We start from the raw sequence: 21,024 nt of genomic DNA on the forward strand, positions 1-21,024 counted from the left end.
CCGTGAAACGCGTGGGCGTGGTCGTGCTCGGAACAGTGCTGCTCCTCGTGGGGATCGCGCTGCTCGTGCTGCCCGGCCCCGGTCTGCTGCTCGTGCTCGCCGGCCTGGTCACGCTCGCGTCGGAGTTCCCGAAGCTGGAGCGCTACGTCGACCCGGTTCGCGACCGCGCGATGAAGGCGGCGGAGGACAGCGTCTCCACGCCGCTGCGCATCGCCTTCTCCGTGGCGGCGGGCCTGGGGCTGATCGCGGTGGGCGTGGTGTGGGGAGTCGTCGAGTGGGTGCCCCTGGCGGGGTGGAGCACCGGCACGAGCCTCATCCTGTCCGGGCTGGTGCTGCTGGGCCTGCTGGGGTGGAGCTACCGCAAGGTCCGTGCGCGGCGGGGCACCGCGAGGTCACGCGGCTGACCGGTCCGGATCACCGACGACGACCTCGGTGGCGGGCTCGTGCCGCAGCCGCGCCGTGCCGTCCACCACGAGCGTCGCCCTGCGCCAGGGCTGCTCGCGGAGCAGGAACGGCAGTTCCTCGGCCAGCCACCCGGCGACGTGCCGCCGTTGTTCGGGGGAGTCGCCGTCCCGCGTCACCAACCGCCGTTCCTGCTCGTCCAGGTCGCCCTGCACCCAAACAGCGGCGTCGAACCACGGAGCGAGCGCCTCGCGGACGACCCCCGTGCCCTCCACCCACACGACGTCCAGGCCCGCGGGGACGCCGATCGCGCCGGGCCGGCCGTGCGCGGCCCAGGCGGGCGGCCGGAACCGCACCGCCTCGCCCCGGTGCAGCGGCCGCAGCACGTTGTCCGCCAGCAGGTCCGCCCAGTCGAAGAACGCCTGGTTCCACGCGATGTCGTCGGTGTGCACCACCGCGGACGAGGTGACGACCGACCGCAGCCGCCGCACGAGGGTGGACTTCCCGGCGCCACCGCGCCCGTCGACGGCGATGAGCACCGGACGTCCCTCCACGCCGGGCGGGCGCAGCCGGGCGGCCACGTCGGACAGCCGCTCGACCCGCCAGCCCGTCGCCTCGGTCTCCCCGGGGTGCAGCCGCACGTCACCTCCCTCCGTCAGCGGTGGGCGACCGCGATGTCGTCGAACGCCGCACCGGTGTTGAAGACGCGGACACCGTTGGCACCGCTGGTGAAGCTGGTGTCCGTCACGGAGATCCTGGGCGTCGTCAGGTCACCGGCGTAGACCTTGATCGACGAGCCGATCGCCTCGACCCGCAGGCGGTGCCGGGCGTTCGGCCGCACGGTCATCGGCGCCGACGCCAGCTGAGTCCAGCTGCCGTCCGCCTTGCCGAGCACGACCCGGCCGCTGCCGGTGATGCCCGCGTAGTAGCCGCGGTAGGCGTCCGTTCCCGTGCCCGCGGCCGTCGCGCGGAACACGACGCCGCTGTCCCCGGCGGCGGACCTCGGGATCACGGTGGCGTCCTGCACGAAGTCGGAGAAGTTCGTGTCCAGCAACGACTTCCCGCCGAAGGAGTGACCGGTCTCGTAACGGCCGGTGCTCGCCGACCAGGTGCCGCCGTGCGTGGTCCAGCCGAGGGCGTTGCGGTCGTCGAAGTCGTCCTGCACCCGCATGGTGACCGGCTGGATCGTGCCGTCGGCGTTGAACGTCATGCGGTCGTAGGCGAGCTGCCGGTCGTTGGCGCCGGTGCGGCTCAACGGCCTGCGGTGGTAGACGATGTACCAGATGTCGGTGCCCGGCACGTTGAGCACGGAGTTGTGGCCGGAACCCCGTGCCACGGCGGCGTCCTGGGCGAGCACCCGGCTGATCTTGGTGAACGGGCCGGTGGGAGAGTCGGAGATCGCGTAGGACACCGCGTAGTTCGGGCCGGTCCAGCCGTCCTCGGACCACATGAAGTAGTACTTGCCGTCGCGCTTGAACATCTGCGCACCCTCGGTGAAGTTCGCCGGGGTGATCTCCTTGTACGTGCTGCCGTCCGGGAACTGGCCGAGGCTCGTCATGTCCGCGTTGAGCTTGACGACGTTGGCATGGCCCCAGCCGCCGTAGTACATGTACGCCTGGCCGTCGGTGTCGATGAAGACGTCCTGGTCGATCGGCTGCGCCCCGTTGACGAACTGGCTGATCAGCGGCTTGCCGATCGCGTCCCGATACGGGCCCTCCGGCCGGTCGGCGACCGCGACGCCGATGCCGCCGAGCTCGGAGTTGCTCTGGATGTCGTTCGCGCCGAAGTACAGGTAGTACTTGCCGTTGCGCTGCACGGGTGCGGGTGCCCACACGGCCCGGCGTGCCCACGAGACGTCCGCCTTGGTCAGGACGTCGGGGTGCTTGGTCCAGTTGACGAGGTCGGTCGAGGAGAAGGCGTCGAGGTAGGTCTGCTCGTCGTAGGGACGGGACGAGGTGGGGAAGACCCAGTACCTGCCGTCGTACACGGCCACATCGGGGTCGGCGTACCACCCGTCCACGAAGGGGTTGCCGGCCTCCGCCGTCGAGAAGTCGGGCACGGCGGCCGCGGAGGAGGCCACCGCGGGCACACCGCCGAGCAGCAGGGCGGCCAGAGCGGCGCTGATCAGCCTTGACGTCAACGTCTTGTCCAATCTGCAGGGTCGGACAGGTTTACAACGTTGTAACCACGCTGCGCATCGATCCAAACACCCGCCGTGCGGTGCTGTCCAGGCCGGGGAACGACAACGCGGTGGCCGGCACGCCGCCGGCCACCGCGTCGTGGGTGCTCCGGCGTCAGATGCCGCAGCTCGGGGCGGACCAGAAGCGGGACGACTTGTGCGCGACGTGCACGTGGTCGTTGTGGCCGGTGTAGCCCGGGCCGAGGATCTCGTTGAAGCCGTGGTTGCGGGCCTGCCGTGCCAGCGCGCAGAAGCCCTGGGCACCGGCGCCCAGGTCGACGGCGTCGCCGTAGAGGTGGCGGCTGCCGGCCGCGCCGCCGACGGCGTTGTTGCAGGAGACGCTGCGGAAACCGCCGTTGACGTCGATCGGGCGGTCGCCCATGGCGTGCCGCATGGCCTGCAGCTTCCACATCGACACCAGGGCGTTGGCGCGGGCGGTCGCGGCGGAGACGTTGCCGCCGGACCAGTCGGAGTTGCAGTTGTTCAGCTCGTCGTAGGAGAAGTTGACCGGCGTGCAGTCGTCGTCCTGCAAGGCGTAGAGCTTCGAGAAAGTCGCCGAACCGGCGATGCCGTCCGCGCCGAGGCCGTAGGCCTGCTGGAACCGCGTGACGGCGGCCTTCGTGGCGGGCCCGAACTGGCCGTCGATGCCGAGCACGGCGCCGTAGCCCGGGTAGCCCGCCACCCGGATCTGCAGCTGGCGCACGTCCTCGCCCGACGCGCCTTCCGACAGGGTGCGTCCCCAGGTGTAGCAGGCGTCGGCGGCCGTCACCGGGTCCGCCTGTGCTGCCGCGACGGGGGTGACGACGACGGCGGAGAGCAGGGCGACGACCGGTAAGAGGAAGCGGAGTTTCATGACAAGCGGCACCTTTCGATCACAGGGAGGTGCAGCTTTTCGAGTCCGCGCCGGATCTGTCAACGAGCCACCAAATGAACTCTGAGTTCGACGAAGAGGAACCACCTGGATGGCCCTGTCACGCCCGCTGGTCGCGGCGCCGGACCAGGCACGCGATCTCCGCCGTGTTGCCCGTCAGCTCGACGGCCCGGTCGTAGGCCGCCCGGGACTCCGCTCTGCGTCCCAGGCGGCGCAGCAGGTCGGCACGCGTGGCGTGGAACGCGTGATAGCCGGCCAGTTCCGGCTCCAGGCGGTCGACGACGGCCAGCGCGACCTCCGGCCCGTCCAGCTCGGCCACCGCGACGGCCCGGTTGAGCGCGACCACGGGGGAGGGGTCGATGCGGACGAGCAGGTCGTAGAGCGCGAGGACCTGCGACCAGTCGGTGTCGTGCATGTGGCGGGCCGAGGTGTGCACGGCGTTGATCGCGGCGAGGACCTGGTAGCGACCGGGAGCCACCCCGGCGGCGAGCCGTTCCCGCACCAGCGCGTGCCCCTCGGCGATCAACGCGTGGTCCCAGGCGCCGCGGTCCTGTTCGTCCAGCGGGACCAGCTCGTCCCCGGCGACGCGGGCCGGGCGGCGGGCCTCGGTGAGGAGCATCAGCGCCAGCAACCCGGTCACCTCGCCGTCGTGCGGCAGCAACGCGTGGAGCAGCCGGGTCAGCCGGATCGCCTCGGCGGTCAGGTCCGGCCGCACGGGGCCGGTGCCGGTGGCGAGGTAGCCCTCGTTGAACACCAGGAAGAGGACGGTGAGCACGCTCGACACGCGGGCGGGCAGGTCCTCGGCCGACGGCACCCGGTACGGGACGCGCGCCGCCTTGATCTTGGCCTTCGCACGCGTGATCCGCTGTCCCACGGCGCTTTCCGCCACCAGGAACGCGCGCGCGATCTCGGGCACGGTCAGCCCGCCGACGAGGCGCAACGTCAGCGCCACCCGCGCCTGCACCGCCAGTGCCGGGTGGCAGCACGTGAAGAGGAGCCGGAGCCGGTCGTCATCGATGGCGCCGTCGGCGCCGGTCGGCTGCGGCTCGTGCACCACGAGTGCCTCCCGGTGCTTGTCGTCGCGCTTGGCCTCCCGCCGGAGCCGGTCGACGGCCTTGCGCTGAGCGGTCGTGGTCAGCCAGGCGCCGGGGTTGGGCGGCACGCCGTCGGCCGGCCACCGTTCGACGGCGGTCGCGAACGCCTCGGCGGCCGCCTCCTCGGCGACGTCGAGGTCACCGAACCGCCGGGTGAGCGCGGAAACCACCCGCGCCCACTCGTCGCGGTGGGCGCGGGTGACCGCCTCGGTCACCGAAATGGCCGGACCTCGACCTTGCGGTGGCAGCTGCGCGACCCCGCGGAGGCGAGCGCCAGCGCCACGTCGAGGTCGGGCGCCTCGACGACCCAGAAGCCGGCGAGGTACTCCTTCGACTCGAGGAACGGCCCGTCGGTGACCAGCGCCGCGCCGTCCCGGTTGTCGACGACGGTGGCCGCGTCGGGCGAGGCCAGCCCGCCCGCGAACACCCAGTGGCCCCCGGCCCGCAACCGGTCGTTGAACACGTCGATCGCGGCGTCCACCTCGGGGCCGGTGATGCCCGTGCCGTCGTCGACCACGGAGAACAGGTACTGCATCGAACGATCCTCTCCTGTGCTTCAGCGGCCCGCGTACCGCGGCCGTCCGGCGGGCCGGTACACCTGCGTCATCACGCCCTTCGAGTCGACGCGCGACTCCACGAGGTCGAGCGCGAGGTCCGGCCCGTTGTCCGGGAACAGCCGAGCGCCCTGACCGACGACGACCGGGACCACGATCAACGTCATCTCGTCGACCAGCCCGTTCGCCAGCAGCCACCGGACCAGCGTGCCACTGCCGTGCACCTGCAGCTCGCCGCCGCGCTCCTCCTCGAGCCCCGCGATGGCGTGCGCGTCGGACAGCACGGTGGTCCCCGCCCATTGCGCGCTGCCGAGCGTCTTGGACACCACGTACTTGGGTCGCGCGTGCAACGCCCGCCGCACGGGCTCCCACTCCCCGGAGTCCTGTTCGGTCATGGCTCCCCACGACGCGGCGAACAGGTCGTAGGTCCGCCGCCCGAACAGGAACGCGTCGGCGCGTGCGTAGGTCTCCTTGATGAACGCGTGCGTGTCGGCGTCGCCCTTCCCGAGGGCCCAGCCGCCGCGGTCGAACCCGTTCGCGCGGTCCTCGTCGGTCGCGCCGCCGTTGCCCTGCACCACACCGTCGAGGGTGATCTGCGTGGTGGTCGTCAGCTTCATGATCGGGTGCTCTTCCTGTCCGGGTGCCGTCCGCTCGTGGACGGCCTCACCCTTGCTACGAACGCGGCCGGCCCGATCCGACATCGCCTCCGGGATTTCTTCGATGAACTCTCTCGGGAACGACGCAGGGATGCTGCGAGAGGTGGCCAGCGAGAAACGCCGGCGTTCCGAGCACCCGGTCCTCGGGAACACCGGACGTGGTCCCATGATCTGGCCGGCGGCAAGCGCGCGCAGGATCGAGCTTTCGGATCGCGGGAGGCTGCTGATGCGGGCAAGAGGTTGGAGCAACGGATCACCGCTACCGTCCGGGGCCGGCTACGGCGTGCGGATGTCTTCGACGGACCGGGACCTGTACTTCGAGCCGGCCTGGTCGTGCGTGGAAGTCGCCCTCGGATCCGGTGATTTCGTGAAGGTGCCCGTGACGAAGTCGTTCTGGCGGAAGTGCACCGAGTTGCGCAGCACCGCGATCGGTCAGTGGCTGCTGACCCCCGGCCTTGCGCCGTGGCCCAGAGGAGCGCCACCGCGCCTGGAACTCGTGCGCTCGGAGGACAACCGGTTCCGGCTGATCGCGCCGTCGTCGCGATCGTGAACGTGGCGCATGCCCAGATTTCCGCCAATCCGCACGGCGTCTTCACACGGTGGCTGAATCGACCGTGCACTGCGCCCTCTCTGCCATTTCTTCCGTCGAAGTGCCGCCTTCTCCACGAATCTCCGCAAGTGATCTCGCTCCGCCAATACCGTGGCGCCCCGACCACGACGAAGGGGGAGGCACATGGGGGACGGCTTCACCACCCAGCTCGAGAACCTGGACAAGGCCGCGACCGTTCTGGAGCAACGGATGGCGGGTGGGATGGAGGCGACGCGACGCAGCCTGACCTCCGCGGTGGAAATCGAGTTCAAGGCGTTCGACACGGCCGATCAGTGCGTGTACCACCTGTTCAGCCGCCTCGGACGTGAGTTTCGGGAGACGGCCGACTTCATGCAGCAGGTGCTGGAGGACAACCGCGACAACCTCGTCCTCGCCGCGCAGGCCGTGCGGGAGATCGCGCACCGCTACCGCGAAGCGGACGGTCAGGCATGAGCGCCGACGGCGACTGGAAGCGCAGCATGATGGAGCTCAGCGGCAGGTTCACCGAGATGCTCGAGAACGCCGCGCTCGAGGACGGGCGGTACGGCGAATACCGCGAACACGGACCACGCATCGCGCCGTTGTTCGGTGTCTTCGCGTCTGGGCAGATCCTGGAAGTCCAGGCGATGGCGAAGCACGTCAAGAACGCGCTCGACAACCTCATGGACGTCTACACCAAAGACGCCGGCGAGGTGAACATCCTCCTCGCCGAGTGGGAGGGCGAGGCGGCCTCCGACTTCAAGATCTACATGAACGACATCGCGTCCGCCGCGGAGCAGTACTTCTTCTGCTTGGAGGCGTTGAAGCTCATCATCGAGGGCGCCGAGCGGCTCATGACCAAGCTCCGCGAAGACGTCAACGGCCTGGTCGCGCGAACGCTGACTGCCTACGACGCGGCCGCTCAGAGCCAGGAGAAGATCGAGCTCGCGGTGGCAACGGCGTTCGTCGGCCTGCTCAGCGCGGCGAGCGGGTCGCTCACCGGTGTCATCCTGGCCGGGCTGACGGGATCGATCGGCGTGAAGATGGAACAGCTCGGCGCCGACAACGAGGTCGACGTCATCAAGAGCATGATCGAGCAGGGCCACCAGATCGTCCGCGGCGTCGACGTCGAACGCGACAAGCTCGAGGACGCCCTCGACAACCTCTGCACGTACGTGACGGGCGCGAAGCTCAAGAAGGTGCGCCCAGAGCGGCCGAGCGTCATCACCGCGCCCAGCTTCGACCCCGGCGCCTTCGGCCTGCCGCCGCACCTGCAGGGCGGCCACCGGCGCCCCGCGCCCGGCGGTGAGCTGGTCGAGGAGCCGCAAGCCAAGGCGGACGGTCCCTACGACGAGAAGACGGTCGACTCGGGAGGCAAGGAACGCGTCCGGGACCGCTACGAAGAGCAGGTGCCGCGATGACCGACCCGGGATCGCTGGCGGGTCAGGCAGGCCAGCTCGTCGAACAGGCCTCCTTCCTGTCGGACCGCGCACGCCGGAGGCTGGAGGCCTTGCGGTCCACGAGGGAGAGCGCTCTCGCCTCCACGGGGGAAGCGTCCACCCCGGACGGTTCGGTGCGCGCCACCGTCGACGCGGGCGGCATGCTGACCGCTCTCGTGCTCACACCCGCCGCGCTGCAGCAGAACCCGCGCCGTCTCGCGGCGGCGGTTCTCCAGGTCGCGCAACAGGCCGCGTCCTCGGCACGGGCCGGGGTGCGGCAGGCGTACACGAGGCTGGAGAACGAGGGACTGGTGAAGCACATGCCCTTGCTGCTGCCGGAGGTGTCCGTCGCCCCGCCCGCGCCCGCACCGGCGCCGGTGCGACGGCGGCCGGTGGAGGAGGACGAGGAGTTCGGCGGCCCGGTCATGAAGGACCAGGGCTGGTGAACACGACCGTGCCGTCCGGAGCAGCGCCGAACGGCACGGTCACGATCGACTCCGTCATCGCCCGCCCCGGTTCCGCTGTGGGAAGTCGGAACGTCTCACGCCCTGGTCGCAATCGGGTGGCGCTTGGCGTGCAGGGAGGGGCAGATGCCGTTGATCGCGGAGTAGGCGACGGCGGTCCGCGCTCACCGGATGACTCGCCTCCAGGTCGCGATCACTGCCAGGATCGGGGGCCGGTGACGCGACCATCGGGAGGGGCGAGTGGTGCGGAACGAACGCCGATCGGCACGCGCGATCAGGAGGGCGGCGGCCGTCCTGGCGACGTTCGTGGCGGTGTCCTCGACGGCAGCTGTGCCGGCACGAGCGGCGACCGGCTCGGTCGAGTACCTCCCGGCGACGCCGGTGGTGGTCGCGCCGACGGGGGAGGCGGTGAGCACGGCCGCCGAACGGTTCTGGGAGCTCCAGCTGAACCTGTGCAACAGCGGGATCGCCGGCTGCTACTCGCAGGGCCGGGCGGTCCCCGAGGCGGCGGACCTCATCCGTCAGGTGCGCCCGAACCTCGTGACGCTCAACGAGATCTGCTCCGGCGACCTGCCCGCGCACCTGGTCCCGGCGATGGTGTCGGCGTGGCCGGGCGACGCGGTCTACCAGGTGTTCGCCCCGGCCGTCCGGCGCGACACCGGCACGCCGGTGAAGTGCGCCAACGGCCAGGACTACGGCAACGCCGTAGTCGGTCGCGTGGCGGCGGCGAGCCACCGGGGCGTGCGGGCGTGGACCGGCCGCTACACCAGCCAGGACAGCGGCAACGAGCAGCGCACGTTCGCCTGCGCGTACGCCGTGGGGGACCACCTGAGCTGCGCGACGCACCTCTCGGCGAGCAGCGAACCGGTCGCGCTGGCCCAGTGCCGGGCGCTGCTGTTCGACGTGGTCCCGGACATCCGGTCCGCCGAGGGCCTGAGCGGGAAGACGGTCGTGGGCGGCGACTTCAACCTGGAGTACGACACGTCCGACCCGGAGAACGCGCAGAACTGCGTCCCGCCCGGTCACGTCCGCAAGGGTGACGGCGACGTGCAGCACGTGGTGTTCTCCAGCGACAACGCGTTCGTCAGCACCTCGAAGCACGGCTTGGTCCACACCGACCACGACGGCTGGCTGGTGCGGCTGACCAAGCCGTGACCCGGGGCGTGCCAGTCCACTTCGGACTGACACGCCCGCCCCCGGTTCACCCGCGTTTGCCGTGGCGGTCCAGCAGTGCGCGCAACGCGGACATCTCCTCGGCCAGCGCGGTGCGTCCCGCGGCCGTGATGCTCACCCAGGTCCTCGGGCGCTTGCCCTCGTACCCCTTCTCCACCACGAGCAGCCCGGCCTCCTCCAGCACCGCGATGTGCCGCGACAGGTTGCCCGCGGTGAGGCCCAGGGTGGACTTCAGGTACCCGAACTCCACCTTCCCGGCCTCGTCCGCGATGGTGAGGATGCCCAGCCGGTGGCGCTGGTGGACGACGTCGTCCAGCGCCGCTGTGGGGTGCTCGCTCATGCGGCGCCCCGGCGCGCGGCGAGCGCACCCAGGCCGCCGAGCACGAGCACCGTCGCGGGGAGCAGGACGTCCTGGGCGAAGCCCAGCGCGGGGAGTGTCACGGCTGAATTGTTGACGATCAGCACCGTCGCCGTGAACACGGCCGTGATCACGGCGCACAGCACGCTGCGTTCGAGCCACGCCAGGGTCGCGAGCCCGAACGCCATCACCGTGAACTGCGCCATGCCGCCCATCCCGAGGTCGACGTCGACGTCGGGCACCTGCAGCAACGACAACGACATCGACAGCAGCAGCAGGCCCACCGGGACGAACAGCGGCCTGCGGTGCCGGGCGCGCAGGGCGAACACGGCCGGCACCAGCAGCAGCGCCATCGCGATCGCGACCACGAGCGGGGTCGGGTAGACCGGGCTGTACTCGTAGAACAGCGTGAGGCTCAGCGGCAGCCCGAACAGCACGGCGACCATGCCGAACACCGCGGCGAGGACGTACGTGCGGGTCGGGGTCTCCACCCCGACCCGCCGGGCCCGCCACTGGTACCACCAGACGGTGGCGACCACTCCGACGACCAGGACCGCGAGCCAGTACAGCGAGAGCGGCAACGGGTGCAGCACCTCAAGTTGAGACCTCGGCCCGAGATGGACCAACGGGTTGAGGAAGCTCCACGGATCGCCCTGCGTCATGTGGTCGGTCGGGTTCGGATCGGGCCGCGTGAGCGGGATCGCGCCGAGCGACAGGACTCCGAGAAGCAGCAACGGGAACCAGTACCCGTGCCGGTCGTCGCGCGCCCGCCTGCGCAGCCCCGCCAGTTCGTCGAGCAGTTCCGCCGGATCGTCTGCCATCGTCATCCCCCAAGTTGACTGTTTTGCCATCAGGTTTGCACTGCAAACGTGATGCGTCAACCCGGAGGCGGCCTCAGTCGTTGCCGGCGACCCCTTCGGCGAGGGAGGCGAGCGCGGTCTCCGCGCTGGCGGCCATGTGGTCGCGCAGTGCCTCCGCGACGGTCGCCCTTCCAGGTGGCGCTGGAACTGATGCGCTCATCACTATCATTTCAGTGTTGATCAAAACCAAACCTCGTCGGAGGGGCACCCGCAGGACGGCTGTGCCGGTCGCAGCACTACCAGGACGAGGGACGGGGAACGCCGGCCGACGTCAGGTGGACACCGGCTGGTGCTCGCCGAAGATGAGATCCCAGTCCAGTTCCGGCGCAGGCGCCGGGCGTGGTTCGGGGACGTGGCCGTGCGCCGGGACGATCGAGCCGTTGAGGAACTGCCACACCTCATCGCCGACGCGCTGCTGCGCGAGGACGGCGGCCTTGCGCTGCTGGGGGATGCCGGTCGGGATCGTTGCCACGAAACGGATGCCGCGGAACCCCTCGGCGTCGGTGGCCTCCAGCGTGCCCTGGTGCCGGGTGGCGATGCGCCGGGCGATCGCGAGCCCGAGGCCCGCGCCGCCCGCCGCACGGGTGCGGGCCTCGTCGAGCCGGGTGAAGCGGTCGAAGACGCGTTCGCGGTCGGCCTCGGGGATGCCGGGGCCGTCGTCGATGACCTCGAGCGTCGCCGTGGTCCCGCCGCGCAGCCGCACGACCACCGCGGTGCCGGCGTGGCGTTCGGCGTTGTCCAGCAGGTTGCCGAGCAGGCGGGACAGCTGGGCGGGCCGGCCGGGGACGAGCACGTGCTCGTCGGCCTCCAGGGTGACCATGGCCCGGCGGGAGACCTCGCGTGCCACGACGGCGCTGAGGTCGACGGTGTCCTGCTTGTCGAGGGCGTCGGCGTCCAGCCTGGCCAGCAGCAACAGGTCGGTGGTCAGCTCCTGCAGCCGTTCGGCGTCCTCCAGCGCGGCCTTGACGACCGTGGGCCAGTCCGCCATGTGCGGGTGCGACAGCGCGATCTCCAGCTCGGCCCGGAGCGCGGCCAGCGGGCTGCGCAGCTCGTGCGAGGCGTCCGCGACGAACCTGCGCGTGTCCTCGACCCCGCGGTGGACCCGGTCGAGGGTCTCGTTGAGCGTGGCGCCGAGGCGGGCGATCTCGTTGTCGGCGGACGGCACCGGGACGCGGCGGGTGAGGTTGTGCTCGTTGATCTCGGCCAGTTCGGCGCGCATCACCTCCACCGGCCGCAGGACCCGCACGGTCGTGGCCAGCACCGTGATCGACACCAGGGCGGTGACGGAGGCGAGCACGCTGAGCAGGGTCAGCGTGGCGCGGTTCAGTTCGTCCTGGGCCTGCGCCGCGATCGACCGGGCGGTCTCGGCGACGGGGTCCGGTCCCTCCCCGGCCACCTGGTACGGGGTCCCGGCCGGGTCGGAGAGCGGCCACAGCGACAGCTTCGGCCGTATCTCGGTGCTCGCGTAGTGGACGGGCGACACGGGCGTGGGCACTGGCGTCCGCGTGTGCAGCGGGACGCAGACCACGATCGAGCACATGTAGTGCCGGCGTGAGCTGTCCGCGGTCTGGGCGGTGATCTGGTCGCGCTGCGCCACGAGCATCAGCGACCCGGCGAGGGCGATCAGCAGCGCGGTGATCACCGTGGCCAGCGCGGTGACCTTGAACTGCAGCGACCTCACCGGTCCACCAGCCGGTAGCCGACACCGCGCACGGTGGTGATGCTCCGCCGGTCGAACGGGGTGTCGATCTTGCGGCGGAGAGCGCTGATGTAGACCTCGACGAGGTTGGGGTCGGGGTCCTGCGCCGAGTCCCACACGCCGTCGATGATCTCGGACTTGGTGACGACCTCGTTGGTGTGCCGGAGCAGGAAGTTCAGCACCGAGAACTCCTTCGCCTTCAGGTCGATCCGCGTGGTCCCCCGGTGGCACTCGCGGCTGACGGGGTCGAGCACCAGGTCGCCGGCCCGCAGCAGCACCGGCTGGGCGGTGCGCGACCGCCGCGCCAGCGCCCGCAGCCGCGCCACGAGCACCACGTAGGAGAACGGCTTGGTCAGGTAGTCGTCCGCGCCGGTGTCGAGGCCCTCCGCCTCGTCGAACTCGCCGTCCTTCGCCGTGAGCATGAGGATCGGCGTCCACACGCCCGCGTCCCGCAGCTCCTGGCAGACCCGGTAGCCGTTGAGGCCGGGCAGCATGATGTCGAGGACGATGACGTCGTACGGGTGCTCGCGCGCCCGCCACAGCCCGTCGGTGCCCGTGCGCTCCACGTCGACGGCGAACCCTTCGGCGGTCAGGCCGCGGGTGAGCAGGTCGGCGAGGCGGGGGTCATCTTCCACGACGAGCACGCGCATGGGGGCAGCGTGCCGCATCGATCATGGTCGCGTCCTGAAATCCGGTTCAGGATCTTTCAGCGTCCCTTCAGGTTCACCCTGGCAGGCTCTGCACCGTGGACAAGGGGGATCCACGATCGGGGGGAGGAGGTGGCGGCGCGCTCCGGGGGGAAGCGGCGCCGCCACCTCTTGGTCGTCGGCGGGGGCCCGGGTGACCGGATGCGTGCGCCCGTCTCCCGCGTCCGGCTCGCCAACCGCCTCCGCTGCCGCCTACGCTCACCTCCGCGGCTCCGTCCGACGCGGCGGACTGGCCTCCGCCACCCCTTCTGGTCAAGGGAAAAGATGGCCGATATGTGCCACTTCAACTACCTTGACCGGCTGAAAACCCGCTCCTACGGTGAGTCCTCGTAAGGCCGAATTCCTTCTGGCACAACGGTTGCCAGGCCCCCGGAGGACTCAATGGCGAGCTCACCCGCGCGTTGCCGCGCGCTCGACCGGCCGTGGACGGGAGTGTCCCGATGACGGCCGCCGCACTGCTGTCCGTCCGGGGGGTCGTGAAGCGCTTTCCCGGCGTGACGGCCCTGGGTGGCGTGGACTTCGAGGTCCGCGCCGGTGAGGTGCACTGCCTGCTCGGGCAGAACGGTGCCGGCAAGTCGACGCTGATCAAGGTGTTGTCCGGTGCTCATCGGCCCGACGAGGGGGAGATCCGCTGGCGGGGCGAGGTCGTCGAGTTCGGCAACCCGACCGCGGCGATGCGCAGCGGTGTCGCCGCGATCTACCAGGAGCTGGACCTCGTGTCGGGGTTGTCCGTGGCGGACAACGTCTTCCTCGGGCACGAACTGTCCAAGGCGGGCTTCACCAAGCGAGCCGACGCACGGCGCAGGACGCGGGCGTTGCTGCGACGGCTCGGGCACCCGGAGATCTCGCCCGACCGCGATGTCGGCCGGTTGTCAGTGGCGCACCAGCAGATCGTGAGCATGGCGCGGGCGCTGTCGCTGGACGGGCAGCTGCTCATCATGGACGAGCCGTCCGCCGTGCTGGACCCGGACGAGGTGCGGGTGCTGTTCGGGATCATCAGGGAGCTCACCGCCCAGGGGGTGGCGGTGATCTACATCTCGCACCGGTTGGCCGAGATCAGGGAGATCGGCGACCGGGTGACCGTGCTCAAGGACGGCCGCACCGTCGCGACGGGACTGGACGCGCGTGAGGTCAAGACGGCGGACCTGATCGCGTTGATGACCGGCCGGGTGCTGGAGAACGTGTACCCGCGGCGGAAACCGGTCGACCCGGCCGCGCCCGTGGTGCTGCAGGTGCGCGGGCTGGCTGACGAGGACCGCTTCCGCGAAGTGGACTTCACCGTCCACGCCGGGGAGGTGGTCGGGCTCGCGGGCCTGGTGGGGTCCGGGCGGTCGGAGATCCTGGAAACCGTCTACGGCGCGAGGAAAGCAGCCGGGGGAACCGTCGAGGTCGACGGCAGGAGGTTGCGCCGCGGGAGTGTCGGCGCGGCCGTGCGCGCGGGGATGGGGTTGTGCCCGGAGGAGCGCAAGAGCCAGGGGCTGCTGCTCGACCAGGCCGTGTACCGCAACATCACCGTCAGTTCGATGTCGTCGTTCGCCCGCTTCGGGTTCCTGGACGACCGCGCCGAACGCGCCCGTGCGGCCACGCTCACCGAGTCGCTCGACGTGCGGCCCGCCGGCGTCGAGCGTGTCGTGCGCGGGCTGTCGGGCGGCAACCAGCAGAAGGTCGTGCTCGCGCGGTGGTTGCTGCGGGAGTGCCGGGTGCTGCTGCTGGACGAACCCACCCGCGGCGTGGACGTGGGTGCGCGCAGCGAGATCTACGAGCTCATCCGCGCGCTGGCGGACTCCGGTGTGGCCGTGGTCGTCGTGTCGAGCGACGTCGAGGAGGTCCTCGGTCTGGCCGACCGGGTCCTGGTGGTGCGTGAGGGACGGGTGGTCCACGACGGCCCGGCCGACGAGATCGACGAGTCCCGGGTCCTCGACCTGGTCATGGAAGGACACGCCGCATGAGCGAGGACACCGCCGCCGTGCCCGCGCAGCAAGTGAAAAGTGCTCCGGCGAAGAAGGAATCCGGCATCTCGGCGCTGCTCGGCTCGCCGGCCGGGCGCAACACGGGTCTCGTGGTCGCCCTGGTCCTGTTGTGCCTGGGCGGTGTCGTCACCGCCGGGGACCGGTTCGCCGACGTCGACAACGTGCTCACCATCCTGCGGCTCGCCGCCGTGATCGGGGTCGTGAGCGTCGGCATGACGTTCGTGATCACCGGTGGCGGGATCGACCTGTCGGTGGGCGCGATCGTCGCGCTGTCCTCGGTGTGGGCCACGACCCTTGCCACACAAGGCATCGCGAACGACTCGCACTGGATCGTCATGGTGTTCACCGCGTTGCTGGTGGGCGGTGCGTGCGGGCTGGTCAACGGCGCGCTCATCGCCTACGGCCGGGTCGTGGCGTTCATCGCGACCCTGGCGAGCCTCGCCGCCGCACGCGGGCTCGCCGAGATCATCTCCAACCGCAAGACGCAGATCGTGAACGTGCCCGGCTTCACCGCGTTCTTCGACGCGTCGGTGCTGGGGGTACCGGTGCTCGTGGTGATCTTCGCGCTGGTCGCCGCCGGCGGCTGGGTGCTGCTCAACCGCACCACGTTCGGGCGCCGCACGTTCGCCGTCGGCGGCAACCCGGAGGCGGCGCGCCTGGCCGGCATCGACGTGCGGCGCCACACCGTGATGCTCTACACGCTGCTCGGCCTGTGCTGCGGGCTGGCCGCCGTGATGCTCATCGCCCGCACCACCACCGGAAGCGCGACGCACGGCGGTTTGTACGAGCTCGACGCCATCGCGGCGGTCGTCATCGGCGGCACTCTGCTCTCCGGCGGGCGCGGCACGATCGCCGGCACCGTCTTCGGCGTCCTGATCTTCACCACGCTGTCGAACGTCTTCACGCTCAACAACCTCTCCATCTCCGCCCAGGCCGTCGCGAAGGGGGCGATCATCGTCGTCGCCGTCCTCCTGCAGCAGCGGCTCGCCCGACGCAGCGGCGCTTGACGCCGCACCTCACGACCGCTGCCACCCGAGGAGACAAAGAACCCCATGCAACTCAAGAGAATCACCCTTCTCGTCGCCGCCTCCGCGCTCGCGCTCACCGCCTGCACCGGCAACACGCCGCAGAGCCAGGGCGGTGACCAGGGAGGCGGCGCGAAGGTCGCCAACGACGAGCCCGGCGACAAGGTCGTCATCGGCTTCTCCGCCCCGGCGGCCGACCACGGCTGGATGGCCGCGATCACCGACGCCGCGAAGAAGGAGGCCGGCAAGTACTCCGACGTGGAGCTGCGCGTCGTCGAGGGCACCAACGACGTCAACCTCCAGATCAGCCAGGTCGAGACGTTCATCAACGACAAGGTGGACGCGATCGTCCTGCTGCCGTTCGACGGCGCCGCACTCACCCCGGTCGCGCTCAAGGCCATGAAGGCCGGCATCACCGTGATCAACGTCGACCGGCAGTTCGACAGCCCGTTCGCCGCCCGCTCCACGGTGCTGGGCGACAACTACGGCATGGGCGTCTCCGCCGGCACGTACGTCTGCGAGCGGCTCAAGGACAAGCCGAACGCCGTCGTCGCCGAGATCGCGGGCATCGACTCGCTGCCTCTGACCCAGGACCGCAGCAAGGGCTTCGCGGAGGCGCTCTCGGGCTGCGGGCTGAAGGTCGGCAACCGCGTCGCCGCCGAGTTCACCGTCGAGAGCGGTGAGCGGGCCGCCGCGAACCTGCTGCAGGCCGCGCCCAAGATCGACGCGCTCTGGAACCACGACGACGACCAGGGCGTCGGCGTCACCGCCGCGATCAAGAACTCCGGTCGCAGCGAGTTCTTCATGGTCGGCGGCGCGGGCTCGGCGAACGTGATGCGCGAGATCAAGGCGGACAACGGCCCGCACAAGGCGACCGTCATCTACCCGTCCACCCAGGGCGCGGACGGCATCCGCCTCGCCCGGCTCGCCGTGCAGAACAAGAGCCTCGGCGACCTGGTCGAGGTGGAGATCCCGCGCCAGGTGCAGCTCTACGCGCCTGTCGTGACGAAGGACAACGTCGACCGCTACCTGCCGACCGCCTTCGAGTCCTGAGAACCTGAGAGGACCGCATTGTGACGACGCAGGACCTTGGCATCGCGATGATCGGCCACGCCTTCATGGGAGCCGCGCACTCCCAGGCGTGGCGGGTCGCGCCGCGCTTCTTCGACCTGCCGCTGCGGCCGGTCATGTCCGTGCTGGCCGGCCGCGACGCGGACCGCACCGCGGCGGCCGCCGACCGCCTCGGCTGGGCGGAGGCCGTGACCGACTGGAAGGCCGTGCTCGACCGCGACGACGTGCACGTGGTGGACATCTGCACGCCGGGCGACACGCACGCCGAGATCGCGATCGCCGCGCTGGACGCGGGCAAGCACGTGCTGTGCGAGAAGCCGATGGCCAACAGCGTCGACGAAGCGGCCGCGATGGCCGAGGCCGCCGCACGCGCCGCACAGCGCGGTGTGCGCGCGATGGTCGGTTTCAGCTATCGGCGGGTCCCGGCCCTGGGCCTGGCCCGCGACCTGGTCGCGCAGGGCAGGCTCGGGCGGATCCACCACGTTCGCGCCCAGTACCTGCAGGACTGGATCGTCGACCCGGCCGCGCCGCTGTCGTGGCGGCTCGACAAGGACAAGGCCGGTTCCGGCGCGCTCGGCGACATCGGCGCGCACATCGTGGACGCGACCCAGTTCATCCTCGGTGACACGATCAGCGAGGTGATGGGGACGCTCGTGACGTTCGTGCCGGAGCGCCCGCTGGCCACCAGCCACTCCGGGCTGTCCGGCACCGCCTCCGACGAGACCGGGCCGGTCACCGTGGACGACGCCGCGTTGTTCCTGGCGCGGTTCGCCGGCGGCGCGCTCGGCTCGTTCGAGGCCACGCGGTTCGCCAACGGCCGCAAGAACGCGCTGCGCATCGAGGTCAACGGCTCGGCGGGCAGCCTGGCGTTCGACTTCGAGGACATGAACGTGCTGCAGTTCTTCGACGGCGCGGAGGACTCGTCCGTCGCCGGGTTCCGCCGGATCATGGTCACCGAACCGGAGCACCCGTACGTCGGTGCCTGGTGGCCCGCCGGGCACGGTCTCGGGTACGAGCACGCGTTCACCCACCAGGCCGTCGACCTCGTGCGGGCCATCGCCGAGGGCGCCGACCCCGCACCGACGTTCGCCGACGGGCTCCAGGTGCAGCGCGTCCTCGCCGCCGTCGAGGCGAGCGCGGAGTCCCGCACCTGGCAGCAGCTTTGAGGAGGAGACCCCAGATGGCACGTCCGATCACGCTGTTCACCGGCCAGTGGGCCGACCTGCCGTTCGAGGAGGTCTGCCGCCTTGCCTCGGGTTGGGGCTACGACGGTCTGGAGATCGCCTGCTGGGGCGACCACCTCGACCCGTGGCGCGCGGCGGAGGACGACGACTACGTCGCCGACCGGCTCGCGGTCCTCGCCGAGCACGACCTGCGGGTGTGGGCGATCTCCAACCACCTCACCGGTCAGGCCGTGTGCGACGACCCGATCGACGAGCGGCACCAGGGCATCCTGTCCGCCCGCAACTGGGGCGACGGCGACCCCGAGGGCGTGCGGCAGCGCGCGGCCGAGGAGATGAAGATGACCGCGCGGGCCGCGGCGAAGCTCGGCGTCGACACCGTCGTGGGCTTCACCGGCTCGTCGATCTGGAAGACCGTCGCGATGTTCCCGCCGGCGCCCACGTCGATGATCGACGCCGGCTACCAGGACTTCGCCGACCGCTGGAACCCGATCCTGGACGTGTTCGACGAGGTTGGCGTCCGGTTCGCGCACGAGGTCCACCCGTCGGAGATCGCCTACGACTACTGGACCACCGTGCGCGCGTTGGAGGCCATCGGGCACCGGCCGGCGTTCGGGCTGAACTGGGACCCGTCGCACTTCGTCTGGCAGGACCTCGACCCGGTCGGGTTCCTGTGGGACTTCCGCGACCGGATCTACCACGTCGACTGCAAGGACGCCCGGCGTCAGGTCGGCAACGGCCGCAACGGCCGGATGGGCTCGCACCTGCCGTGGGCGGACCCGCGGCGCGGCTGGGACTTCGTCTCCACCGGACGCGGCGACGTGCCGTGGGAGCAGTCGTTCCGGATGCTCAACACCATCGGCTACTCGGGGCCGATCAGCGTCGAGTGGGAGGACGCGGGCATGGACCGGCTCGTCGGCGCCCCCGAGGCGCTCGAGTTCATCCGCCGCAACGCCTTCGACCCGCCGTCGGCGTCGTTCGACGCCGCGTTCAGCTCCGGCGGCTGACCGGGGCGCGGGACGAGAGCCCGCCTCGCGGAGCCGATGGGACAATTGATCGATGGAGAGCACCTTGGGTGTCGAGGCGGGGTCGCCGGCCGCTGTGCTGCGCATGCTGATGGACGGCGGCCCGAGCACCCGTGCGGAGATCGTGGCCGCGACCGGCCTCGCCCGGTCCACGGTGCGGGCGAGGCTCGACCTGCTCGTGGCCGCGGGCCTGGTGACCGGCAGCGGCACGGGGGAGTCGACCGGCGGCCGTCCCGCCGGCCGGTTCGGCTTCAACCCCGGCGCCCACCTGGTGCTGGCGGCCGAGGTCGGCGCCACCCACGCCACGGTCGCGGTCTCCGACCTCTCGTGCCGCCTGCTCTCGGTCGAACAGGTGGACCTCGACGTCGCGGACGGGCCGGAGGCGATCCTGCCGCTGCTCGTCGCCACCTGGCGCTCGTTGCTGACGACCGTGCCCGCCGCCGAGGTGGCGGGCGTGGGCATCGGCCTGCCCGGCCCCGTCGAGCACTCCACCGGCCGCCCGAACAACCCGCCGATCATGCCGGGCTGGGACGGCTTCGACGTGCCGGCCGCCATCACGGCGGAGCTCGGCGTGCCGGTGCTCGTCGACAACGAGGTCAACCTGATGGCGCTGGGCGAGCACACCGCCTCGCACCCGGACGTCCGCCACATGATCGTGGTGAAGGCGGCGACCGGCATCGGCGCCGGCCTGATCAGCAACGGCGTGCTGCACCGCGGCGCGGCGGGTGCGGCGGGCGACCTCGGGCACATCAGGGTCCCCGACGGCGGCGAGGTGCTCTGCCGGTGCGGCAACACCGGGTGCCTGGAGGCGGTCGCCGCCGGTCCCGCGCTGGCCGCGAAGCTCCGCGGCCTGGGACATCCCGCGCACTCGACGGCCGACGTGGTGAATTTGGTCCGCGGCGGCACCCTCGAGGCGGGCCGCGTCGTGCGGCAGGCGGGGCGTGACATCGGTGAGGTGCTCGCCGGGTGCGTGAGCATGTTCAACCCGTCGCTCGTGGTCATCGGCGGTCTGCTCGCGGAGGCGGGCGAGATGCTGCTGGCGGGTGTGCGCGAGTCGATCTACCGCCGCTCGCTGCCGCTGGCCACCGAGAACCTGCGGATCGTCGCCTCGGGCGCCGGGGTGACGGCCGGGGCGCTGGGGGCGGCCGCGATGGTGGTGCGGCACGTGCTGTCGCCGGAGGTGCTGGACGCGCGGCTCGGTGAGATCGCGGCGGGTGTCTCGACGCGCGAGGTGCAGCTCTCCTCTCACGCCACGTAACACCCGTTGTTGCTTGCCCAGGAAGGCCTTCGTGCATCCGCACGGAGGCCTTCCTGGCGTTCGCGCACCTGGGTAATGACGGCGCTCATCCTTAAGATGGGTTCGATATGACAACAAGCCGATGACTTTTGATTGACAGTCGCCAATAGTCTGCCTACCGTCACCTCATGACTGTGACCCGCGCTACACCGGGGGTGGCCGCACACCCCGCTGGGCGAACGCGCGCGCTCGTGGCAGCCGTGGGCAAGGAGCCCACGACGGCGACCCAGCACCTGCTGGGTCTCATGCGCACCGGCGCGACGGACCGGGCGATCGCCCGTGAGCTCGACGTCAGCCTGCGCACCTTGAACAGGCGGATCTCACGACTGCAGTCGTTGCTCGGCGTGCAGTCGCGGTTCCAGCTCGGTGTGCTCGCGGCCGAGCTGGATTGGCTGTCCGCGGTGCCGCCGCGGGCAGTGGGGGAGTAGGGC

General features: G+C 70.9%; 24 protein-coding genes. 13 read left to right on the forward strand and 11 right to left on the reverse strand.

The window, feature by feature from the left end; translation table 11 throughout:
- Nucleotides 1-2 precede the first annotated feature (2 nt).
- The gene (locus BLQ91_RS09730; protein WP_090096740.1) at nucleotides 3-404 is read left to right on the forward strand and encodes a PGPGW domain-containing protein; all 402 of its coding nucleotides are present in this window, start codon (nucleotides 3-5) and stop codon (nucleotides 402-404) included.
- Here BLQ91_RS09730 and BLQ91_RS09735 read toward each other — a convergent pair.
- The 6 genes from BLQ91_RS09735 to BLQ91_RS09760 all read right to left on the reverse strand — a co-directional run bounded on the left by BLQ91_RS09735 (nucleotide 393) and on the right by BLQ91_RS09760 (nucleotide 5,717).
- Entirely contained in the window at nucleotides 393-1,043 is a 651-nt protein-coding gene (locus tag BLQ91_RS09735; RefSeq protein WP_218130210.1) for a uridine kinase family protein, read from the reverse strand. The genes BLQ91_RS09730 and BLQ91_RS09735 overlap by 12 nt on opposite strands.
- Before the next feature lie 14 nt (nucleotides 1,044-1,057).
- Complete coding sequence (locus tag BLQ91_RS09740) at nucleotides 1,058-2,542, reverse strand: family 43 glycosylhydrolase (RefSeq protein WP_090096742.1); 1,485 nt, start codon at nucleotides 2,540-2,542, stop codon at nucleotides 1,058-1,060.
- Between the two features lie 154 nt (nucleotides 2,543-2,696).
- Complete coding sequence (locus BLQ91_RS09745) at nucleotides 2,697-3,434, reverse strand: D-Ala-D-Ala carboxypeptidase family metallohydrolase (RefSeq protein ID WP_090096396.1); 738 nt, start codon at nucleotides 3,432-3,434, stop codon at nucleotides 2,697-2,699.
- 118 nt (nucleotides 3,435-3,552) lie between these two features.
- Nucleotides 3,553-4,761, reverse strand: a complete 1,209-nt coding sequence (locus BLQ91_RS09750; protein ID WP_245733306.1) for an RNA polymerase sigma factor — start codon at nucleotides 4,759-4,761, stop codon at nucleotides 3,553-3,555.
- Nucleotides 4,758-5,081: a YciI family protein gene (locus BLQ91_RS09755; RefSeq protein WP_090096397.1), complete on the reverse strand. Its 324-nt coding sequence runs from the start codon at nucleotides 5,079-5,081 to the stop codon at nucleotides 4,758-4,760. Before BLQ91_RS09755 ends, BLQ91_RS09750 begins: the two co-directional genes overlap by 4 nt.
- 21 nt (nucleotides 5,082-5,102) lie before the next feature.
- Entirely contained in the window at nucleotides 5,103-5,717 is a 615-nt protein-coding gene (locus BLQ91_RS09760; protein ID WP_090096744.1) for a dihydrofolate reductase family protein, read from the reverse strand.
- Nucleotides 5,718-6,045: 328 nt separating this feature from the next.
- On the opposite strand from BLQ91_RS09760, the gene BLQ91_RS09765 reads away from it, so the two are divergent.
- The 5 genes from BLQ91_RS09765 to BLQ91_RS09785 all read left to right on the forward strand — a co-directional run bounded on the left by BLQ91_RS09765 (nucleotide 6,046) and on the right by BLQ91_RS09785 (nucleotide 9,382).
- Entirely contained in the window at nucleotides 6,046-6,306 is a 261-nt protein-coding gene (locus tag BLQ91_RS09765) for a hypothetical protein (RefSeq protein WP_090096398.1), read from the forward strand.
- Between the two features lie 183 nt (nucleotides 6,307-6,489).
- The gene (locus BLQ91_RS09770; RefSeq protein ID WP_090096399.1) at nucleotides 6,490-6,798 is read left to right on the forward strand and encodes a hypothetical protein; all 309 of its coding nucleotides are present in this window, start codon (nucleotides 6,490-6,492) and stop codon (nucleotides 6,796-6,798) included.
- Complete coding sequence (locus tag BLQ91_RS09775; RefSeq protein ID WP_090096400.1) at nucleotides 6,795-7,745, forward strand: WXG100 family type VII secretion target; 951 nt, start codon at nucleotides 6,795-6,797, stop codon at nucleotides 7,743-7,745. The genes BLQ91_RS09770 and BLQ91_RS09775 overlap by 4 nt, the downstream gene beginning before the upstream one ends.
- Nucleotides 7,742-8,209, forward strand: coding sequence for a YbaB/EbfC family nucleoid-associated protein (locus tag BLQ91_RS09780; RefSeq protein WP_090096401.1), 468 nt, complete (start codon nucleotides 7,742-7,744; stop codon nucleotides 8,207-8,209). Before BLQ91_RS09775 ends, BLQ91_RS09780 begins: the two co-directional genes overlap by 4 nt.
- A gap of 258 nt (nucleotides 8,210-8,467) precedes the next feature.
- Nucleotides 8,468-9,382, forward strand: a complete 915-nt coding sequence (locus tag BLQ91_RS09785; protein WP_090096402.1) for an endonuclease/exonuclease/phosphatase family protein — start codon at nucleotides 8,468-8,470, stop codon at nucleotides 9,380-9,382.
- A gap of 46 nt (nucleotides 9,383-9,428) precedes the next feature.
- On the opposite strand, the gene BLQ91_RS09790 is transcribed toward BLQ91_RS09785, so the two are convergent.
- The 5 genes from BLQ91_RS09790 to BLQ91_RS09805 form a co-directional block, all read right to left on the reverse strand.
- Nucleotides 9,429-9,740: a winged helix-turn-helix domain-containing protein gene (locus tag BLQ91_RS09790; RefSeq protein ID WP_090096403.1), complete on the reverse strand. Its 312-nt coding sequence runs from the start codon at nucleotides 9,738-9,740 to the stop codon at nucleotides 9,429-9,431.
- Nucleotides 9,737-10,585: a hypothetical protein gene (locus tag BLQ91_RS09795; RefSeq protein WP_090096404.1), complete on the reverse strand. Its 849-nt coding sequence runs from the start codon at nucleotides 10,583-10,585 to the stop codon at nucleotides 9,737-9,739. Before BLQ91_RS09795 ends, BLQ91_RS09790 begins: the two co-directional genes overlap by 4 nt.
- Nucleotides 10,586-10,652: 67 nt before the next feature.
- On the reverse strand, nucleotides 10,653-10,778 hold the full coding sequence (locus BLQ91_RS43320) for a hypothetical protein (RefSeq protein WP_281199328.1): 126 nt from the start codon (nucleotides 10,776-10,778) through the stop codon (nucleotides 10,653-10,655).
- Between the two features lie 111 nt (nucleotides 10,779-10,889).
- Nucleotides 10,890-12,299 carry a sensor histidine kinase gene (locus tag BLQ91_RS09800; RefSeq protein ID WP_090096405.1) on the reverse strand — a complete coding sequence of 470 codons (1,410 nt, stop codon included), beginning with the start codon at nucleotides 12,297-12,299 and terminating at the stop codon, nucleotides 10,890-10,892.
- A complete protein-coding gene (locus BLQ91_RS09805) occupies nucleotides 12,296-12,967 on the reverse strand; it encodes a response regulator (protein WP_090096406.1) in 672 nt (223 codons plus the stop codon). The genes BLQ91_RS09800 and BLQ91_RS09805 overlap by 4 nt, the downstream gene beginning before the upstream one ends.
- 497 nt (nucleotides 12,968-13,464) lie before the next feature.
- On the opposite strand from BLQ91_RS09805, the gene BLQ91_RS09810 reads away from it, so the two are divergent.
- The 7 genes from BLQ91_RS09810 (at nucleotide 13,465) to BLQ91_RS09840 (ending at nucleotide 21,021) form a co-directional block, all read left to right on the forward strand.
- On the forward strand, nucleotides 13,465-14,973 hold the full coding sequence (locus BLQ91_RS09810) for a sugar ABC transporter ATP-binding protein (protein WP_090096407.1): 1,509 nt from the start codon (nucleotides 13,465-13,467) through the stop codon (nucleotides 14,971-14,973).
- Entirely contained in the window at nucleotides 14,970-16,001 is a 1,032-nt protein-coding gene (locus BLQ91_RS09815) for an ABC transporter permease (RefSeq protein ID WP_090096408.1), read from the forward strand. Before BLQ91_RS09810 ends, BLQ91_RS09815 begins: the two co-directional genes overlap by 4 nt.
- Nucleotides 16,002-16,046: 45 nt before the next feature.
- Nucleotides 16,047-17,072: a substrate-binding domain-containing protein gene (locus BLQ91_RS09820; protein ID WP_090096409.1), complete on the forward strand. Its 1,026-nt coding sequence runs from the start codon at nucleotides 16,047-16,049 to the stop codon at nucleotides 17,070-17,072.
- A 47-nt stretch (nucleotides 17,073-17,119) separates the two neighbouring features.
- The gene (locus BLQ91_RS09825) at nucleotides 17,120-18,256 is read left to right on the forward strand and encodes a Gfo/Idh/MocA family protein (RefSeq protein ID WP_090096745.1); all 1,137 of its coding nucleotides are present in this window, start codon (nucleotides 17,120-17,122) and stop codon (nucleotides 18,254-18,256) included.
- Between the two features lie 14 nt (nucleotides 18,257-18,270).
- Nucleotides 18,271-19,278: a sugar phosphate isomerase/epimerase family protein gene (locus BLQ91_RS09830; protein ID WP_090096410.1), complete on the forward strand. Its 1,008-nt coding sequence runs from the start codon at nucleotides 18,271-18,273 to the stop codon at nucleotides 19,276-19,278.
- A 52-nt stretch (nucleotides 19,279-19,330) separates the two neighbouring features.
- Nucleotides 19,331-20,554 carry an ROK family transcriptional regulator gene (locus BLQ91_RS09835; protein WP_090096411.1) on the forward strand — a complete coding sequence of 408 codons (1,224 nt, stop codon included), beginning with the start codon at nucleotides 19,331-19,333 and terminating at the stop codon, nucleotides 20,552-20,554.
- A 167-nt stretch (nucleotides 20,555-20,721) separates the two neighbouring features.
- A complete protein-coding gene (locus tag BLQ91_RS09840) occupies nucleotides 20,722-21,021 on the forward strand; it encodes a helix-turn-helix domain-containing protein (RefSeq protein ID WP_143022578.1) in 300 nt (99 codons plus the stop codon).
- Nucleotides 21,022-21,024 lie beyond the last annotated feature (3 nt).

It is taken from the genome of Lentzea jiangxiensis (assembly GCF_900104175.1).
Taxonomy (GTDB): domain Bacteria; phylum Actinomycetota; class Actinomycetes; order Mycobacteriales; family Pseudonocardiaceae; genus Lentzea; species Lentzea jiangxiensis.

What these genes read in the sequence shown, in the direction of transcription:
- BLQ91_RS09745 (WP_090096396.1), bottom strand. Translation starts at nt 3,434, where the DNA reads ATGAAACTCCGCTTCCTCTTACCGGTCGTCGCCCTGCTCTCCGCCGTC.
- BLQ91_RS09755 (WP_090096397.1), bottom strand. Translation starts at nt 5,081, where the DNA reads ATGCAGTACCTGTTCTCCGTGGTCGACGACGGCACGGGCATCACCGGC.
- BLQ91_RS09760 (WP_090096744.1), bottom strand. Translation starts at nt 5,717, where the DNA reads ATGAAGCTGACGACCACCACGCAGATCACCCTCGACGGTGTGGTGCAG.
- BLQ91_RS09765 (WP_090096398.1), top strand. Translation starts at nt 6,046, where the DNA reads ATGTCTTCGACGGACCGGGACCTGTACTTCGAGCCGGCCTGGTCGTGC.
- BLQ91_RS09770 (WP_090096399.1), top strand. Translation starts at nt 6,490, where the DNA reads ATGGGGGACGGCTTCACCACCCAGCTCGAGAACCTGGACAAGGCCGCG.
- BLQ91_RS09775 (WP_090096400.1), top strand. Translation starts at nt 6,795, where the DNA reads ATGAGCGCCGACGGCGACTGGAAGCGCAGCATGATGGAGCTCAGCGGC.
- BLQ91_RS09780 (WP_090096401.1), top strand. Translation starts at nt 7,742, where the DNA reads ATGACCGACCCGGGATCGCTGGCGGGTCAGGCAGGCCAGCTCGTCGAA.
- BLQ91_RS09790 (WP_090096403.1), bottom strand. Translation starts at nt 9,740, where the DNA reads ATGAGCGAGCACCCCACAGCGGCGCTGGACGACGTCGTCCACCAGCGC.
- BLQ91_RS09795 (WP_090096404.1), bottom strand. Translation starts at nt 10,585, where the DNA reads ATGACGATGGCAGACGATCCGGCGGAACTGCTCGACGAACTGGCGGGG.
- BLQ91_RS43320 (WP_281199328.1), bottom strand. Translation starts at nt 10,778, where the DNA reads ATGAGCGCATCAGTTCCAGCGCCACCTGGAAGGGCGACCGTCGCGGAG.
- BLQ91_RS09805 (WP_090096406.1), bottom strand. Translation starts at nt 12,967, where the DNA reads ATGCGCGTGCTCGTCGTGGAAGATGACCCCCGCCTCGCCGACCTGCTC.
- BLQ91_RS09810 (WP_090096407.1), top strand. Translation starts at nt 13,465, where the DNA reads ATGACGGCCGCCGCACTGCTGTCCGTCCGGGGGGTCGTGAAGCGCTTT.
- BLQ91_RS09815 (WP_090096408.1), top strand. Translation starts at nt 14,970, where the DNA reads ATGAGCGAGGACACCGCCGCCGTGCCCGCGCAGCAAGTGAAAAGTGCT.
- BLQ91_RS09820 (WP_090096409.1), top strand. Translation starts at nt 16,047, where the DNA reads ATGCAACTCAAGAGAATCACCCTTCTCGTCGCCGCCTCCGCGCTCGCG.
- BLQ91_RS09825 (WP_090096745.1), top strand. Translation starts at nt 17,120, where the DNA reads ATGATCGGCCACGCCTTCATGGGAGCCGCGCACTCCCAGGCGTGGCGG.
- BLQ91_RS09830 (WP_090096410.1), top strand. Translation starts at nt 18,271, where the DNA reads ATGGCACGTCCGATCACGCTGTTCACCGGCCAGTGGGCCGACCTGCCG.
- BLQ91_RS09835 (WP_090096411.1), top strand. Translation starts at nt 19,331, where the DNA reads ATGGAGAGCACCTTGGGTGTCGAGGCGGGGTCGCCGGCCGCTGTGCTG.
- BLQ91_RS09840 (WP_143022578.1), top strand. Translation starts at nt 20,722, where the DNA reads ATGACTGTGACCCGCGCTACACCGGGGGTGGCCGCACACCCCGCTGGG.